Annotated in this window: 12 protein-coding genes and 1 pseudogene; 7 read left to right on the top strand and 6 right to left on the bottom strand. The window is 65.0% G+C overall.

Annotated elements, in window-relative coordinates; genetic code table 11:
* Positions 1-66 precede the first annotated feature (66 nt).
* A complete protein-coding gene (locus tag WBB07_RS11780) occupies positions 67-804 on the top strand; it encodes a FadR/GntR family transcriptional regulator (RefSeq protein ID WP_526307823.1) in 738 nt (245 codons plus the stop codon).
* Between the two features lie 23 nt (positions 805-827).
* On the opposite strand, the gene fabG is transcribed toward WBB07_RS11780, so the two are convergent.
* Positions 828-1,595 carry a 3-oxoacyl-ACP reductase FabG gene (gene fabG, locus WBB07_RS11785; RefSeq protein WP_526307825.1) on the bottom strand — a complete coding sequence of 256 codons (768 nt, stop codon included), beginning with the start codon at positions 1,593-1,595 and terminating at the stop codon, positions 828-830.
* A 90-nt stretch (positions 1,596-1,685) separates the two neighbouring features.
* On the bottom strand, positions 1,686-3,200 hold the full coding sequence (locus WBB07_RS11790) for an amino acid permease (protein ID WP_526307827.1): 1,515 nt from the start codon (positions 3,198-3,200) through the stop codon (positions 1,686-1,688).
* Between the two features lie 259 nt (positions 3,201-3,459).
* Between WBB07_RS11790 and WBB07_RS11795 the strand changes: the two genes are divergently transcribed.
* Positions 3,460-4,455 (top strand): LacI family DNA-binding transcriptional regulator, encoded by a 996-nt coding sequence (locus WBB07_RS11795; protein ID WP_526307829.1) that lies wholly within the window; start codon positions 3,460-3,462, stop codon positions 4,453-4,455.
* 10 nt (positions 4,456-4,465) lie between these two features.
* On the opposite strand, the gene WBB07_RS11800 is transcribed toward WBB07_RS11795, so the two are convergent.
* The 4 genes from WBB07_RS11800 to WBB07_RS11815 are packed head-to-tail and all read right to left on the bottom strand — an operon-like array spanning position 4,466 to position 8,461.
* Positions 4,466-5,443 carry a Gfo/Idh/MocA family protein gene (locus WBB07_RS11800; RefSeq protein WP_526307831.1) on the bottom strand — a complete coding sequence of 326 codons (978 nt, stop codon included), beginning with the start codon at positions 5,441-5,443 and terminating at the stop codon, positions 4,466-4,468.
* Positions 5,440-6,297: a sugar phosphate isomerase/epimerase family protein gene (locus WBB07_RS11805; RefSeq protein WP_526307833.1), complete on the bottom strand. Its 858-nt coding sequence runs from the start codon at positions 6,295-6,297 to the stop codon at positions 5,440-5,442. The genes WBB07_RS11800 and WBB07_RS11805 overlap by 4 nt, the downstream gene beginning before the upstream one ends.
* Complete coding sequence (locus tag WBB07_RS11810) at positions 6,294-7,298, bottom strand: Gfo/Idh/MocA family protein (RefSeq protein WP_526307835.1); 1,005 nt, start codon at positions 7,296-7,298, stop codon at positions 6,294-6,296. Before WBB07_RS11810 ends, WBB07_RS11805 begins: the two co-directional genes overlap by 4 nt.
* Complete coding sequence (locus WBB07_RS11815) at positions 7,295-8,461, bottom strand: phytanoyl-CoA dioxygenase family protein (RefSeq protein ID WP_526307837.1); 1,167 nt, start codon at positions 8,459-8,461, stop codon at positions 7,295-7,297. The genes WBB07_RS11810 and WBB07_RS11815 overlap by 4 nt, the downstream gene beginning before the upstream one ends.
* Before the next feature lie 124 nt (positions 8,462-8,585).
* Here WBB07_RS11815 and WBB07_RS11820 point away from each other — a divergent pair, with 124 nt between their 5' ends.
* The 5 genes and pseudogenes from WBB07_RS11820 to WBB07_RS11840 form a co-directional block, all read left to right on the top strand.
* Positions 8,586-9,602 carry a LacI family DNA-binding transcriptional regulator gene (locus WBB07_RS11820; RefSeq protein WP_526307839.1) on the top strand — a complete coding sequence of 339 codons (1,017 nt, stop codon included), beginning with the start codon at positions 8,586-8,588 and terminating at the stop codon, positions 9,600-9,602.
* Between the two features lie 340 nt (positions 9,603-9,942).
* A complete protein-coding gene (locus tag WBB07_RS11825; RefSeq protein WP_526307841.1) occupies positions 9,943-11,889 on the top strand; it encodes a 2-oxoacid:acceptor oxidoreductase subunit alpha in 1,947 nt (648 codons plus the stop codon).
* The gene (locus WBB07_RS11830; RefSeq protein ID WP_526307843.1) at positions 11,886-12,983 is read left to right on the top strand and encodes a thiamine pyrophosphate-dependent enzyme; all 1,098 of its coding nucleotides are present in this window, start codon (positions 11,886-11,888) and stop codon (positions 12,981-12,983) included. The genes WBB07_RS11825 and WBB07_RS11830 overlap by 4 nt, the downstream gene beginning before the upstream one ends.
* 10 nt (positions 12,984-12,993) lie before the next feature.
* A complete protein-coding gene (mobA, locus tag WBB07_RS11835; RefSeq protein ID WP_526307845.1) occupies positions 12,994-13,557 on the top strand; it encodes a molybdenum cofactor guanylyltransferase in 564 nt (187 codons plus the stop codon).
* Positions 13,558-14,700: 1,143 nt separating this feature from the next.
* Positions 14,701-14,934, top strand: a pseudogene (locus tag WBB07_RS11840) (transglycosylase family protein); the annotation flags it as partial.
* Between the last annotated feature and the right edge of the window lie 63 nt (positions 14,935-14,997).

Here is a 14,997-nt window from a genome sequence, read left to right on the forward strand (position 1 = left end):
GGCAGGGCAAAACGGTTTTCTCGAGCTGGATGCGGTAGTCTCTGCGGGCAAAGGAAGGGGCTCGTCATGACCGCCGAACGCCCGTCGGCATTGAGTCCGGTCCGCCAGATACCTGCTCATGAGCTGGTGGTGGATCAGATGCGCCGAGCTCTCGAGCTGGGGCAGTTTCGTCCGGGTGACCGGCTGCCCACCGAGCGTGAGCTTTCCGAGATGCTCGATGTGTCGCGAACCACGGTCCGGACGGCGGTGGCGGTACTGGAGCGTGAAGGTCAGATCGCGGTCCGGCGCGGCCGCGGTGGCGGATTCACCGTTCAGGCGCCCGCCATCGACGCCGCGGAAATGCGGCGCGAGCTGCGCCGGAACAAGCGGGCGATCCGCGACGCCTTCGACTACCGCATCATCGTGGAGACCGGTGCCACGCGGCTGGCTGCCACGCGCCGCCGCAGTGCTGATCTCACCGACCTGCACAAGTTGCTCACGGGTATGGACGAGGCGCTGGAGACCGCACTCGGGGATCAGTCCGCGCAGCACACCACGGAGTTTCAGACCCTGGATACGGCATTTCACATGGGAATCGCCCAAGCTGCCCAGAATGATCGACTGCTGGACGCGGTGGGTGATGCTCGCCGCCGGATGTGGCTGCCGGTGGGTGCGATCTTCGGGCGGTTGGAACCCAACGCCAACGACTACCACGAGTCGATTCTGGAAGCCATCGAGAACCGGGATCCCGAGCTGGCGGGGGTGCGGATGGAAGAGCACATCAACGACACCCGCAACACCCTCGAGAGCTGGCTCAAACGCTGACCGCGGGAGCCGGCGGCCCGGCTTCAATTGCTCTCCGGGAGCTCGGGAAGAGTCTGACCGCCGTCGACCACCAGCGTCTGACCGGTGATGAAGGAGGCCTCTTCGCTGGCGAAGAACATTGCGGCCGCGGCGATATCGGCGGGTGTGCCGAGTCGGCGCTGTGGGATGCACGCGACCATCTGGGCGACCGCGGCTTCGCCGAGCCCGTCGAGTCCTTCGGTCCGGATACTGCCCGGCAGTATCGAGTTCACCGTGATGCCGTCGTCGGCGAGTTCCAGCGCCGCGGAGCGCGCGAATCCCAGCTGTGCAGCCTTGCTCGCGCCGTAATGGGACAGCCCGCGGTAGCCGGTTATCGCGCCGGTGATCGATGACGTGATGACCACGCGGCCGCGGCCACTGGCGCGCAGCGCGGGTCGACAGGCTTGCACGCTGAAGACGGTTCCACCCACGTTGGTGCCGAAGATCGCATTCACGTCGGCTTCGTCGAGGTCGTCCAGGTCGCGCTCTGGATAGATACCGGCATTGGCGCACAACACATCCAAGCCGCCGAGGGTGTGTGCGGCTGCCTCGGCCATGGCCACACACGAAGCGCGGTCGGCCACGTCTGCCACGACCGTGTGTACGTGATGGCCGCGTGCGGCAAGTGCTTCGGCCGCGTGCTGCAGCTTCTCGAGGGAGCGACCGCTGATCGCCACTGCGGCGCCGGCATCGGCAAAGCCCTCGGCGATACCCAATCCGATTCCCTGGCTGCCGCCAGTCACCAGGACCCTTGTTGTCGACCAGTCCGTCACGGTTCGCCTCTCCGAAGTGCTGTCGTCTGTTCTCAAGTGGTGTGAGTCCCGGTGGGGCCACCGCGGAGGTGGCCCCACCGGGACCCCCGATCAGTCGGTGGGCTTGTCGTCGAACACTGTCGATCCGATACGGGAATAGAGCTCGGGCTTGGCTTTTCGCCAATAGAGCGCGACCGCGATCGACCCGAACAACAGCAGCGCGAGGATGTACGGGATCAGCTTGAAGAACAGCGTTTCCGACGCGCTTCCGGCGGCGGCAGACATGTTGGAGGTCATGAGGTAGATGACGTAGAGCATCCCGGCGCCGCCGATGATGGGTGCGGCCAGCGTCCGCCACCAGCTGGCCGTCTCCGGGTGCTGCTTGCGGACGTGGAAGTAGACCACGGTGGCAATCGAGGACATGGTTTGCACGATCAGCAGGCACAGCGTCGCCAGGATCGCGACCACCACAAACAGCACGGCGTAGGGGTCGGCGCCGCTGATTGCGCAGATGGTCAGCACCATGGCGGCGAAGGCGCTCTGGGTGAGTGACGCGATCCAGGGTGAGGCGTGTTTGGGGTGTGCCTCCCCGAGCCGCCGCGGCAGCAAGCCGTCGCGACCGAAGGCGAACAGGTAGCGGGCTGCCGAGTTGTGAATGGCAAGCGCACAGGCGAACGACCCGAAGATCACCAGCCACTCGAACACCGTGACCGCCCACTGTCCGACGTATTGCTGAGTCGGTGCATAGATCAAGTCGAACGGGTTGGGGCCGGAAGAGAGTTCGACGGCTTTGGTCGGACCGTTGCCGACGATGACACCCCAGGCGATGAAGGTGTAGAAGACGCCGATACCGATGACGGCGATCATGGTCGCCTGAGGCACGATCTTCTTGGGATTCTTCGATTCTTCACCGTAGATGGCCGTCGATTCGAAGCCCACCCACGACCAGAATGCCATCAACATGCCCAGGCCCACGACGCCGCCGGCGACACCGTTGGTGCTCAATGCGCTGACCGGGTTCAGTGATTCCCAGCTCATGCCCTCGGGGTGATGCAGCAGCGATGTCGTTGCGGTGAGGGCCAGCATCACGATCTCGGAGACCAGTACGACACCAAGGACCTTTGCGGCAACCGAGATATCCCAATGTGACAGCACCGCGATGGTGACCAGGCCGATCACCGCGAAGACCGGCCAGGGCACGTCGATCCCGAACTGCGACGAAACCGCCTGGTTGGCAAAAGCGGAGAAGATGCCGATCAGGCCCGCTTCCATCGTCATGTAGGTGAAGGCGGTCATCACGCCGGCAGGCAGACCGGGGATCTTCGACCAACCCCGCGAAACAAAGGTGTAGAACGCCCCGGCTGCGGTGATGTGCCGTGCCAGTGCGATGAACCCGACGCTGAAGATGCTCAGCACGATGGTGGCGATGATGAAGCCCGCCGGTGCTCCCAAGCCGTTTCCGAATCCGACGGCGACCGGGAGGTTGCCCGTCATTGCGGTGATCGGCGCGGAGAACGCGACCACCATGAACACCACACCTGCCAGGCCGATGGCGCCGCGCTTGAGTGTGTGGCGTTCTGTCGGTTCAGCATTGGATTGCGATACGGGTTCTGGAATGACGGCCATCCAAGCCTGCCTTTCGTCCTGGGGTGATGTGAGTCACTGAGTTCACGAGAGCGTAGGACTCAAAAGAACTAAAAACAAGACCTATGGACCTTTTACTGGTTCTTGTAACACGCTCTTGACGTGAGGGTTGTGAGATTCGACGTCGGAGTTGCGGAGTAGAACCTCGGGCAATAGTGCGGTCGGGGAACGGCTCTCCGTCCCGCCCGGCCCCGCTGTGGAGCAGCGACTCGGATCATGTAGATCGTTCTAGAATCCCGGTGTGCAGAATCGCAGGCCGACCTTGGCGGATGTCGCGGCGCGCGCGAACGTGTCGCGTGCCCTGGTGTCCATCGTCATGCGCAACGCGCCGGGCGCCAGTGAGGCCACCCGCGAGAAGGTGCGGGCGGCAGCCGACGCGCTCGGCTACCGCCCCGATCCCCGTGCCAGAAGGCTGCGCCAGCGGCGGTCGAACCTGATCGGTGTGGTCTTCACCCCTGCCCAGGAGTTCCACGCCGGGCTGGTCGACGCCGTGTACGTGGCCGCCGACGCCGCTGGTTACGAGGTGGTGCTGAGCTGTGTCACTCCCCGCCGCGACGAGCGGCGGGCGATTCGCACGCTGCTCGACGACCGCTGTGATGCACTGATCCTGATCGGCAGCGACCTACCGCGACGTGAGCTCGTTGCTCTCCGGGCGCATGTGCCGGTGGTGGTGATGGCCCGCCGGGTGCAGGGTGTGGATGTGGTGCGCAGCGACGATGCTTCGGGCGCCGGGCTGGCAGTGCAGCACCTTGTCGGTCTGGGGCACCGCTCGATCGTCTACCTCGACGGTGGCCGCGCGCCCGGAGCGGCGCAACGCCGCCGTGGGTTCACCCGTGCGGTGGCCGCCGCCGGCATCGTCGGGCGGTTGGTCGACGGCGGGCTCACCGAGCGGGAAGGGGCGGTCGCCGCCGCGGCGTTGCTGGCCGATCCCGAACCGCCGCCCACGGCGATCTTCGCCTTCAACGACCGGTGTGCCCTCGGGGTGCTCGACATACTGATCCGCCACGGGATGGCGATTCCCGATGATGTATCGGTGGTCGGCTATGACAACAACCCACTCGCCGGCCTGGCTCACATCGACCTCACCACCATCAGTCAAGACACCGACACGCTTGCGGTCGCCGCGATCGATCGGGTGGTCACGCAGCTGGGCGGAGTAGATGTCGGCGGCTCTGTCGACAGGACCAGTGCACCCCGGCTGGTGATCCGGGGTTCGACCGGAGCACCGCGGAATTGATTCTGCGCTGTCAACGCGGCTGCATTCCCGCAGCCCGGTAGGCGTCGTCGATCAGCGCCATGTTGGCCACGGCATCGGCGGAGTCGATGGGCAACGTGACACCGTGTTCGACGTGTGCGGCAAAGGCTTCCAGCTGGTAGGTGTACGAGGCTCGCTTGCCCATCTGCTCCACCCTGGTGCCCGAAGACGTCGTGATGGTGATGCGGTCATCCTCGTTGGGTTTGATGAAGTCGTGCACCAGCACGTCGCCCGCACTGCCGAACACCTGCAAAGTGAACCGGTACGCGTCGGACACCATGGTGTGTCGAGACATACCCTTCGCCCCGCCCGGGAAGGCCAACTCGACGTTACAGCTCTCGTCCACACCGGGATGACGCTGCACCGCGGTCGCCGATGTCACCCGCGGTGCGCCGCCGGTATGTGCGCCGAAGGTCCGCATGATGTGCAACCCGTAACAACCGAGGTCCATCAAGGCGCCGCCGGCGAGTTCGAGTGACCAGCGCGGATCGCTGTCGGCGGGCTCCGGCATGGTCATCCGTACCTCGATGCGCCGTAGTTCACCCAGGGTGCCGTCGCCGGCGAGTTCCAGTGCTCGCTGGGTCACCGGATGGAACAGATAGTGAAACCCCTCCAGCACGGTGACGCCGGCCGACTCAGCGGCGGCGGCCACTTCGGCGGCCTGTTTCCTGTTGTCGGCGAACGGCTTTTCGCTGAGCACCGGCTTACCGGATGCGATCGCGGCCAGGTTCCACGGTGCGTGTAATGCGTTGGCCAGCGGGTTGTAGATGACGTCGACGTCCGCGTCGTCGATCACCTCCTGATAGGAGCCCAACACCCGCTCCACGCCGTACTTGTCGGCGAACACCGCGGCGCGGTCCGGATCGCGCGCGGCCACCGCCACCAACCGGTGTCCGAGTTCAGCGGCCGGTCTGACGATGGCGTTCTCCGCGATGCGGGAGGCTCCCAGGACACCTATTCGCAGGGTCACGAAATGCTCTGCAGGAAGCGGACACTGGCCAGAACGTCGGAGAGTGGGCCCTCACCTTCGGGCTCACCGTGGAGAATGTTGTCCTGCTCCATCACATACCAACCGGAGTAACCGCCGTCCTCCAGTGTCTTGACGATGCCGGCGATGTCGACGTCGCCGGCGCCGAGCGGGACGTACATGCCGGCCGCGACGGCCTGGGTGTAGCTGAGATCGCCCTCTTGTACCTTGCGGGCCAGCTCGAGGTTGACATCCTTGAGATGCGCGTGTTCGATCCGGTCCGGCACGTCGCGGGTGAGCGTCAACGGGTCGGTGCCCCCGATCAGCAGGTGTCCGGTGTCCAGGCACAGGGGAATCGCCGAACCGGTCAGTACCCGGTCGACGTCGGCCCGGGTCTCGACCATGGTCCCCACATGCGGGTGCAGCACAGCTTTGAGGCCGCCTCGCGCCACGATGTCCGCCAGCCGATCCAGGTTGGCCAACAACGTGTTCCACTGTGCCTCGTCGAGGTCGGGCCGGGTGTCATAACCGTCGGCGCCGGTGGCCGCCGCCAGCACCACCACGTCGGCCTTCGCGGCGACCAGCGACTCCAGCGGCGCAGCAAGATCGTCGGCGGGATCGTGGGCGGGGTCGTGCAGCACAACCGGTACAAATCCACCGACACACGACAGTCCGATCGTGTCGAGCAGTGTGGTGAGCTCGGCGGGATCGGCAGGCAGGAAGCCATCAGGGCCCAGCTCCGTGGCCGTCAATCCGGCTTCGCGCATTTCGGTGAGTACCCGGTGGCTGTCGAGCTGATAGCCCCAGCCGGGTACCTCGCATACCCCCCAAGAGATCGGTGCGCCGGCGATCTTCACTTGCGAACCTCCTCGATGCGCACCGGAACTCCGCGGCGCAGGGACTCTGCGGCGGCCTCGGCGATCCACGCCACCTCGATGGCATCGGCGACCGTGGCGCCCTGAATGGGGCCACCCTGCACCACGCGGACGAAGCCGCGCAGCTCGCGCCGGAAGGCCTCGGTGAAGCGGTCCATGAAGAAGTGGTGGGGCTGCCCGGTGGGGAAGTCGATGTGTGGATCGGTGTTCTGAACCGGCACGCCCTGATCCCAACCTGCCACCACGGTGTCGTTGAACCCGTGCACTTCGAGTCGGCAGTCGTAGCCGCGGCCGTTGTACCGGGCCGCCGACACCACGCCCAGCGCACCGGCATCGAAGCGAACGATGATCGCGGCGGTGTCCACGTCGCCGTATTCGGTGAACAGTGGGTCGCCCTGCACGCTGCCGGTGGCGTACACCTCGACGGCCTCCTGGCCGGTGATCCAGCGCAGGGCGTCGAAATCGTGGACAGCACAATCCCGGAAGATGCCACCGGATTCTTTGATGTAGTCCAACGGTGGGGGAGCGGGGTCCATGGTGGTGCTCCGGACAGTGTGCAGGTTGCCCAGGGAGCCGCTGTCCACCGCGGCCTTGGCGGCGGCGAAGGCGGCGTCGAACCGGCGCTGGTAGCCGATCTGCACCGGGACACCGTAGCGGGCGATCGCCTCGGCGACGCGGGCGCTCTCGCTGGCCGTGGATGCAACGGGTTTCTCGCAGAACGTGGGTAGTCCTCGTTCGACAGCGGCCAGTGTCAGCTCGGCATGCGCCGCGGTGGCTGCGGCGACCACCACACCGTCGATGCCCGCCGACAGCAGCGCCTCCACCGAGTCCACCGGCCTGGCACCGTATTTGTCGGCCACCTGCCTGACGATCTCGGGGCGTGCGTCGGTGATGACAAGCTCGTCGACTTCGGCCAACCCGGTCAGGGTCTCGGTGTGAAATGCTCCGATACGGCCGAGACCGATGAGTCCGAGGGTGGTCATGAGATTCTCCGTTCGTTGTGTGCGCGCAGTGCTTCGTCGAGTTGATCGAGGGTGAATTCACTTGCCAGAGCGTCGAGTACGACGTCGACCTGGCTCGGCGGGGCGAGGCTTCCGATGGGCTGGTCGAGGTCGAGATTGGTGGGGAACGCGTAACCCTCGGCGGTGGCGACCACGGTGTTGAGGACGTGCTTGCCGGAGCGGCCTGCTGCCCGCATGGTCTGCAGCGCCGGGTAGATCGCCCGCACCATGGCGGTGCGATCCAGCGATTCCATGGCCCGGCCGAACGGCGAGGACACCTGCAACAGGTTGGCCATTCGTTTGATGTCGGCCGACTTGTTTTGTCCGGCAGCGTGATACAGCGCGGGGTTGAAGAACGCCGCATCGCCTTTGCGGAGTGGGGTCTGCACGTGGTGTTCGGCGAAGAACTCGATGAACTCGGGCCGGTAGAAGGCGACGTAGCCGGCCGTGAACTGCTGGGAATACGGCAGTAGCATGGTGGGTCCACTCTCGACCGGCATGTCACAGTGCGCCACCGCGCCCTGCAGGGTCAGCGCCGGGGACAGCCGGTGTTGATGGGCGGGGTAGTCGGTGAGTTGATCGACGTCGACAAAACCCAGGTGATAGTCGCGGTGCGGAACCTGCGCTGCACCGCCGGGATTGACGACGTTGACCTGAGAGGTCACCTGGTAGCGCGGACCGAGCCAGGCCTGGCAGATCAGCGCGAGCGCGTCGTTGGCGTAGTAGTCGGCGAAGACGTCCGGGGAGTGCAGCGCCAGCTTCTGGGCGGCGTTCCACACCCGGTCGTTGGCTCCGGGCTTGCCGAAGTGGTCACCCGCCGCGGTGCCCTCGGACCGTTGCCGGGCGATCAGCTCGTCGAACGCGGCGCTGGCGCGGTCCACGACGGCGCCGTCGAAGGCGTTCTCGAAGACCACCACGCCGGGGCCGTCGGTCAGGGCGCGGATCAGCTCGGCCTGCAGCGTGCGGCGATCGGCCGCGGCGAACGAATCGGCTGGGTAGACGAGGACGCCGTCGCGGGTGGCATGGGCGTGCGGGTAGTCGGCCAGATCGGTGGTGCGCAGGACCTGTGCACGGAAATCGTCGAGGTTGCTGTCTGAGTCCTCGATCCAGGCGCCCGGTGCCGTGGTGAGGGGGTGGAGGGACATGGCCACGAGTCTTGCTGTGTGGTGGAACACAATCAACACCAAAAAACCATCAAAAACACCTCATTCGGTAGGCTGCGGACGGCGCAGTGGCGGGACCACATCCGCATCGCACGCAGGAGGGCTGATGGCGCACCGGTACAAGGTTCGGGAGATCGCTCAGCAGTGTGGCCTCAGCGAGGCGACCGTCGATCGGGTCCTCAACGATCGGTCCGGCGTCCGGGAGAACACCCGCGCGGAGGTTGTGCAGGCCATCGCGGATCTGGACAAGCAGCGCGCCCAGTTGCGGCTGAACGGCAGGCGCTACCTGATCGACGTGGTGATGCAGACCCCGACGCGGTTCTCCGACGCCTTTCGTGCCGCGGTTGAGGCTGAGCTGCCGTCCTTTGCGCCTGCCATGTTGCGTGCCAGGTTCCATCTCTGGGAAAGCGGTGCCACGGCAACCACCGTGGACCAGCTGGCGAATCTGCGCGGCAGCCACGGGGTGATCCTGAAAGCGCCGGATGAGCCGGAGGTCGCCGAGGCGATCGACCGGCTGGTGGGTGCCGGGACTCCGGTCGTGACGTACACGACGGACGTGCCGGGCAGCCGGCGGTGCGGATACGTCGGCATCGACAACCACGCCGCGGGGGTGACAGCGGCCTACCTGATTCGCGAGTGGCTGCGCCCCGCCGCGGCTGACGGATCACCGGGGGTGCTGATCACACTGTCTCGAAATGTCTTCCGCGGGGAAGGGGAGCGCGAGGTCGGTTTCCGGGCCGGCCTGCGGGGCTCGGGGCTGACCGTCGTCGACGTCACCGACAGCGACGGTATCGACGAGACCAACGAACGGCTGGTGCTCGAGGCGCTACGGCAGAACCCAGGCATCGAAGCCGTCTACTCGGTGGGCGGCGGCAACGCGGCAACCGTTGCCGCGTTCGAGACACTGGGCAAGAAGTGCAGGGTGTTCGTGGCCCACGATCTCGACGCGGACAACCGTCGACTGCTGCGGGAAGGGCGGATCTCGGTGGTGCTGCACAACGACCTGCACGCCGATGCGCGGCTGGCGCTGCGGATGATCCTCCAAGAGCGAGGGGCGCTGCCTGCCGGACCGGTTCGCCCGGTGCAGGTGCAGGTGGTCACGCCCTACAACATCCCAGGCTGACGCTGTGATATCGGCAATCGGGTACCGGCCGATGAACAAGTTGCCGGCGCGTACGAATTCGTTCTTATTTTCCGGGCGCAACTAACGTGACGAAAGCCACAATTTTGTCTCATTGGCGCGTTCGTCATGGTCCTGAACTGCATCGACCCGAACGGGTTGATGGCGTGTCGGTGAGTCCAGGCGTCGGGCCTTGCCTAAGGAAAGTGCAATAATCGGTACTAAGAGTGACATCAACTTCTGATGAGCTGTTCATCCCAGGTGTGTTCACCGAACTGCGCCGGGGCAAGCTCGATCCGAAGCTGCACATTTTCGACGGGTGAAAGGCGGGGACGTGGGGCCGATGGATAACGGAACCAAGTCGCAACCTAGGGAAAAACTGGAGAAGGTGGTCATCCGCTTCGCGGGTGACTCCGGCGACGGCATGCAGCTCACCGGCGACCGTTTCACCTCCGAGGCCGCTCTCTTCGGTAACGACCTGGCCACCCAGCCCAACTACCCCGCCGAGATCCGGGCGCCACAGGGCACCTTGCCCGGAGTTTCGTCGTTCCAGATCCAGATCGCCGACTACGACATCCTCACCGCGGGCGATCGCCCCGACGTCCTCGTCGCGATGAACCCGGCGGCGCTCAAAGCCAATATCGACGACCTGCCCCGTGGTGGCCTGATCATCGCCAACTCCGACGAGTTCACCAAGCGGAACCTGGCCAAGGTCGGTTACGAGGCCAACCCGCTCGAGACCGAGGAGCTTTCCGACTACAACGTCCAGGCCGTCGCGATGACATCGCTGACGCTTGGTGCGGTCGAAGTCATCGGCGCCTCCAAGAAGGACGGTCAGCGCGCCAAGAACATGTTTGCCCTCGGGCTGCTGTCCTGGATGTACGGGCGGCCGATCGAGACCAGCGAAACGTTCATCCGGGAGAAGTTCGCCCGCAAGCCCGACGTGGCCGAAGCCAACGTGCTCGCGCTGAAGGCCGGCTGGAACTACGGCGAGACCACCGAAGCGTTTGCCACCACCTACGAGGTGGCGCCGGCGAAGCTGAAGTCGGGTGAGTACCGGCAGATCTCGGGTAACACCGCACTGGCCTACGGTCTCGTCGCCGCCGGCCACCTCGCTGACCTGCAGGTGATGCTGGGCAGTTACCCCATCACGCCGGCCTCCGACATCCTCCACGAGCTCTCCAAGCACAAGAACTTCAATGTGCTGACCTTCCAGGCCGAGGACGAGATCGCCGGAATCGGTTCGGCCATCGGTGCTTCCTACGGCGGAGCTCTGGGCGTCACCACCACATCAGGCCCGGGCATCTCGCTGAAGTCCGAGGCCATCGGCCTGGCGGTGATGATCGAGCTGCCGCTGGTGATCATCGACGTGCAGCGTGGCGGTCCGTCGACGGGTCTGCCCACCAAAACCGAGCAGGCTGATCTGCTCCAGGCGATGTTCGGCCGTAACGGCGAGTCGCCGGTGGCCGTGCTGGCGCCGCGTTCGCCGTCCGACTGCTTCGACGTCGCGGTGGAAGCTGTGCGGATCGCCATCAAGTACCACACCCCGGTGATCGTGCTTTCCGACGGCGCCATCGCCAACGGCAGTGAGCCGTGGCGGATTCCGGATATCGCCGGCTACGCCAAGATCGCCCACGCCTTTGTCAACGAGGGCGAGCCGTTCCAGCCCTACGCGCGTGACCCGAAGACCCTTGCGCGGCAGTTCGCCATCCCGGGCACCCCGGGTCTCGAACACCGCATCGGCGGCCTGGAATCGGCCAATGGTTCGGGCAACATCTCCTACGATCCGGCCAACCACGACCTGATGGTGCGCCTGCGGCAGGAGAAGATCGCCGGCATCGAGGTTCCCGACCTGGAGGTCGACGACCCGACCGGTGATGCGGAACTGCTGTTGCTCGGCTGGGGCAGTTCGTACGGCCCGATCGGTGAGGCCTGCCGGCGCGCGCGTCGCAAGGGCATCAAGGTGGCGCATGCCCACCTGCGGTACCTGAACCCGTTCCCGGCGAATCTGGAAGAAGTGCTGCGGCGCTTCCCCAAGGTGGTCGCCCCCGAGATGAACCTGGGCCAGCTGGCGCTGCTGCTGAGGGGCCGTTTCCTGGTCGACGTGCAGTCGGTGACCAAGGTGCAGGGTATGGCGTTCCTGGCCGACGAGCTCGAAGAGGTCATCGATTCCGCACTCGACGGAACGCTGGCCGAAAAGGAAAGTGACAAAGCCAAACTCGCCCGACTGGGCGCGGTAATTCAAGAAGTGCGGGCGCCGGCCGAGACCGGTGTAGGAGCAGACTCATGACTGACCTGATGGGTAGCGTCAACGGACTCGACCACGCGGATCTTGGCCTGACCCCGATCTCGAAGACCAGTGGTGTGCCCACCACCGATCAGCCGATGAAGGGCAAGGACTTCACCAGCGACCAGGAGGTCCGTTGGTGCCCCGGGTGCGGTGATTACGTCATCCTCAACACCATCCGCAACTTCCTGCCGGAGCTGGGCCTGCGGCGCGAGAACATGGTGTTTGTCAGCGGTATCGGCTGCTCCAGCCGCTTCCCGTACTACTTGGAGACCTACGGTCTGCACTCGATCCACGGTCGCGCGCCGTCGATCGCGACCGGACTGTCGCTGGCACGTGACGACCTGTCGGTGTGGGTGGTCACCGGTGACGGTGACGCGCTGTCCATCGGTGGCAACCACCTGATCCACGCGCTGCGCCGCAACATGAACATCACGATCCTGCTGTTCAACAACCGGATCTACGGCTTGACGAAGGGCCAGTACTCACCGACCTCCGAGGTCGGCAAGGTCACCAAGTCGACGCCCATGGGCTCCCTCGATCACCCGTTCAACCCGGTGTCGTTGGCGCTGGGCGCCGAGGCCACCTTTGTGGGGCGGGCGCTGGACTCCGATCGGGCCGGACTCACCGAGGTCTTGCGCGCCGCCGCGGCTCACCGCGGTGCCGCATTGGTGGAGATCCTGCAGGACTGCCCGATCTTCAACGACGGCTCCTTCGACCTGCTCCGTAAGGAAGGCGCCGAAGAGCGTGTCATCCGGGTGAAGCCGGGCGAGCCCATCACCTTCGGTTCGGGTGACGAGTACGCCGTGGTGCGCAACGGATTCGGACTCGAGGTCGCCAAGACCGCCGACGTCTCCGCCGAGGAGATCGTGGTACACGATCCGTCGCTCAACGATCCGTCGTACTCGTTTGCGCTGTCGCGGCTCAGTGATCAGAACCTCGAGCACACCGTGATGGGGATTTTCCGGCAGATCAGTCGGCCCACCTACAACGACGCCGCTCGTACCCAGGTGGCCAGCGCCATGGAGACCCTCCCGAACGACACGGCTGCACTTCAGTCGCTGCTTCGGGGGCGAGACACCTGGACCGTCGACTAGCCTGAGGCGCATGTCCTCTCCGCTGGCCGGTGTTGTTCTGGCCGGTGGTGCGTCCCGACGGATGGGGCGCGACAAGGCGAGCATGGTCGTTTCCGGACCTACGGGCTCCAAGACCATGGTCGAACACGTCCTGGCTGCGGTTTCCGCGCGCTGTGCGCCGGTGTTTGTGATCGCGGCTCCCGGCCAGGCGTTGCCGGAGCTGTCTGCCTCGGTGCTACGGGACGAGGTTCGCGGGGTCGGTCCGTTGCTGGCCACCGCTCGAGGGCTGCGGGCGGCTGCCGATGCGGGCGCCGAACGGGCCTTTGTCTGTGCGGTCGATATGCCGCAGATGACGGCGGATTTGATCGACGAGCTTGCCGGTCACACCGGAGCCGACGTGATCCTGCCCTGGGACGGTCGTGATCACTACCTGGCCGGTATCTACAGCACCGCGTTGGCCGGCCGGATCGAGGAGCTGATCGCGGCAGGGGAGCGCAGCATGCGGGCGCTGGTCGACACGGTCAACACTCAGCGGATCGTGATGGCGGCCTCGCCGGCGCTGACCAACGTCAATGCTGCCGCCGACCTCGTCTGACAATTACCGACCCAGCTGAATTGTTGTCGAACAATTTGGCGCGTTGTTGTCGTGGGTGCGTGGCCCGGCAGCGGTGAGTACCGCCGATCTTTCTGCCGTGACCGTCAAGATTTGTTGTCCTCCAGCACTTTATGGAGTTGCATGGGTTATCGGAACGTTTGTTTCTGAGTGTTGGACACGCACGGTCGCCGCGCGAGACGGTGGGCGCCGGGAATGGCTGTCGCCGCGGCGCTGTGACAAACCAGTTACTACGCCCGCCGACGCGAGATGGGTGAGATTGGCGGCTATCGAAAAACTCTGCTGTACAGCATGATTGGAGGCGCGCTGCAGATGGTTGCGAAAGCTGTTGGTATAGATCATATTTCGAGGAGGTGCCGAGGGTGAGTTGGCTGGTGTGGTGATCGATCGTGTTGACGTGTATGTGACTGATGGGCAACAGATTCAGGTCATGATGACAACGCCTCGCTGGAGCGGGTGTGACTCGAGGAATGGCAAAACGATTGCTGGAGAGTCATTTTGCGACTGCAAATCCATCTGTGCACATCCGTCACACCATTAACTTCTGCCAATTTGGCTCGTGCGCAGGTCAATTGGGATTGTCTGCAAAAACGTGTCCGGCTTCACAAAATATGAGTGACATATGTCACGATTGCGGGGTATTTGGTAACAAGTGGCGGCACTCGCAATTGTGCCGTTGACCTGCGTGGACCAGGCCAACAATTCATCGTTATCTGCCCGTGATCAAAACGAGATAGTGGTTTCGGCGATGTGACTCGGTGCGAATCGGCACGTACGGTCCTTTTTGTCCCGCGAGGGAACAGACAACTTCACATGATCTGAAAACAACCCTGCGTGTGAGTGGGGAGTGGCAGCCCGAACGGGCAGGCCGCCGCTGTGCGAGAGCCGGCGGGCATGTCTTGTCTCGAGACACGCCTCCCCTGTTGTGCCTGACCGAGATGGCACAACCCGATGAATCCGCGGTCTCCCATGGACCCCTGCACGCCCGCCTCTGGCGGGTGTGGCGATGGCGCGCGCGTGGCGAAAGGAAAAGTTTTGCAGAACGTCCGTAAGAAGCTCGCGATGGCTGTGATGGGTGGGGCGCTGGTTGTGGCCCCGATGGCGCTGGGCGCCGGCGCAGCCAATGCCGATTCCGTCAACTGGGATGCCGTCGCGGCCTGCGAGTCCGGTGGCAACTGGGCGATCAACACCGGCAACGGCTACTTCGGCGGCCTGCAGTTCACGTTGGGCACCTGGCAGTCCAACGGCGGCAGCGGATCTCCGCAGCACGCATCGCGCGAAGAGCAGATTCGGGTCGCGGAGAACGTGCTGCAGTCCCAGGGGATCGGCGCGTGGCCGGTCTGCGGCCGTCGCGGATAGCAAGAACTGAACAGCAAGAGCTGATGCGCCGACGGTGCCGGGCAGTATGCCCGGCACCGTCGG

It is taken from the genome of Mycobacterium sp., assembly GCF_049647605.1.
Taxonomy (GTDB): domain Bacteria; phylum Actinomycetota; class Actinomycetes; order Mycobacteriales; family Mycobacteriaceae; genus Mycobacterium.

Coding starts and splice junctions, on each gene's coding strand:
- WBB07_RS11780 (WP_526307823.1), top strand. CDS start 67: ATGACCGCCGAACGCCCGTCGGCATTGAGTCCGGTCCGCCAGATACCT.
- WBB07_RS11790 (WP_526307827.1), bottom strand. CDS start 3,200: ATGGCCGTCATTCCAGAACCCGTATCGCAATCCAATGCTGAACCGACA.
- WBB07_RS11810 (WP_526307835.1), bottom strand. CDS start 7,298: ATGACCACCCTCGGACTCATCGGTCTCGGCCGTATCGGAGCATTTCAC.
- WBB07_RS11815 (WP_526307837.1), bottom strand. CDS start 8,461: ATGTCCCTCCACCCCCTCACCACGGCACCGGGCGCCTGGATCGAGGAC.
- WBB07_RS11820 (WP_526307839.1), top strand. CDS start 8,586: ATGGCGCACCGGTACAAGGTTCGGGAGATCGCTCAGCAGTGTGGCCTC.
- WBB07_RS11825 (WP_526307841.1), top strand. CDS start 9,943: ATGGATAACGGAACCAAGTCGCAACCTAGGGAAAAACTGGAGAAGGTG.
- WBB07_RS11830 (WP_526307843.1), top strand. CDS start 11,886: ATGACTGACCTGATGGGTAGCGTCAACGGACTCGACCACGCGGATCTT.
- mobA (WP_526307845.1), top strand. CDS start 12,994: ATGTCCTCTCCGCTGGCCGGTGTTGTTCTGGCCGGTGGTGCGTCCCGA.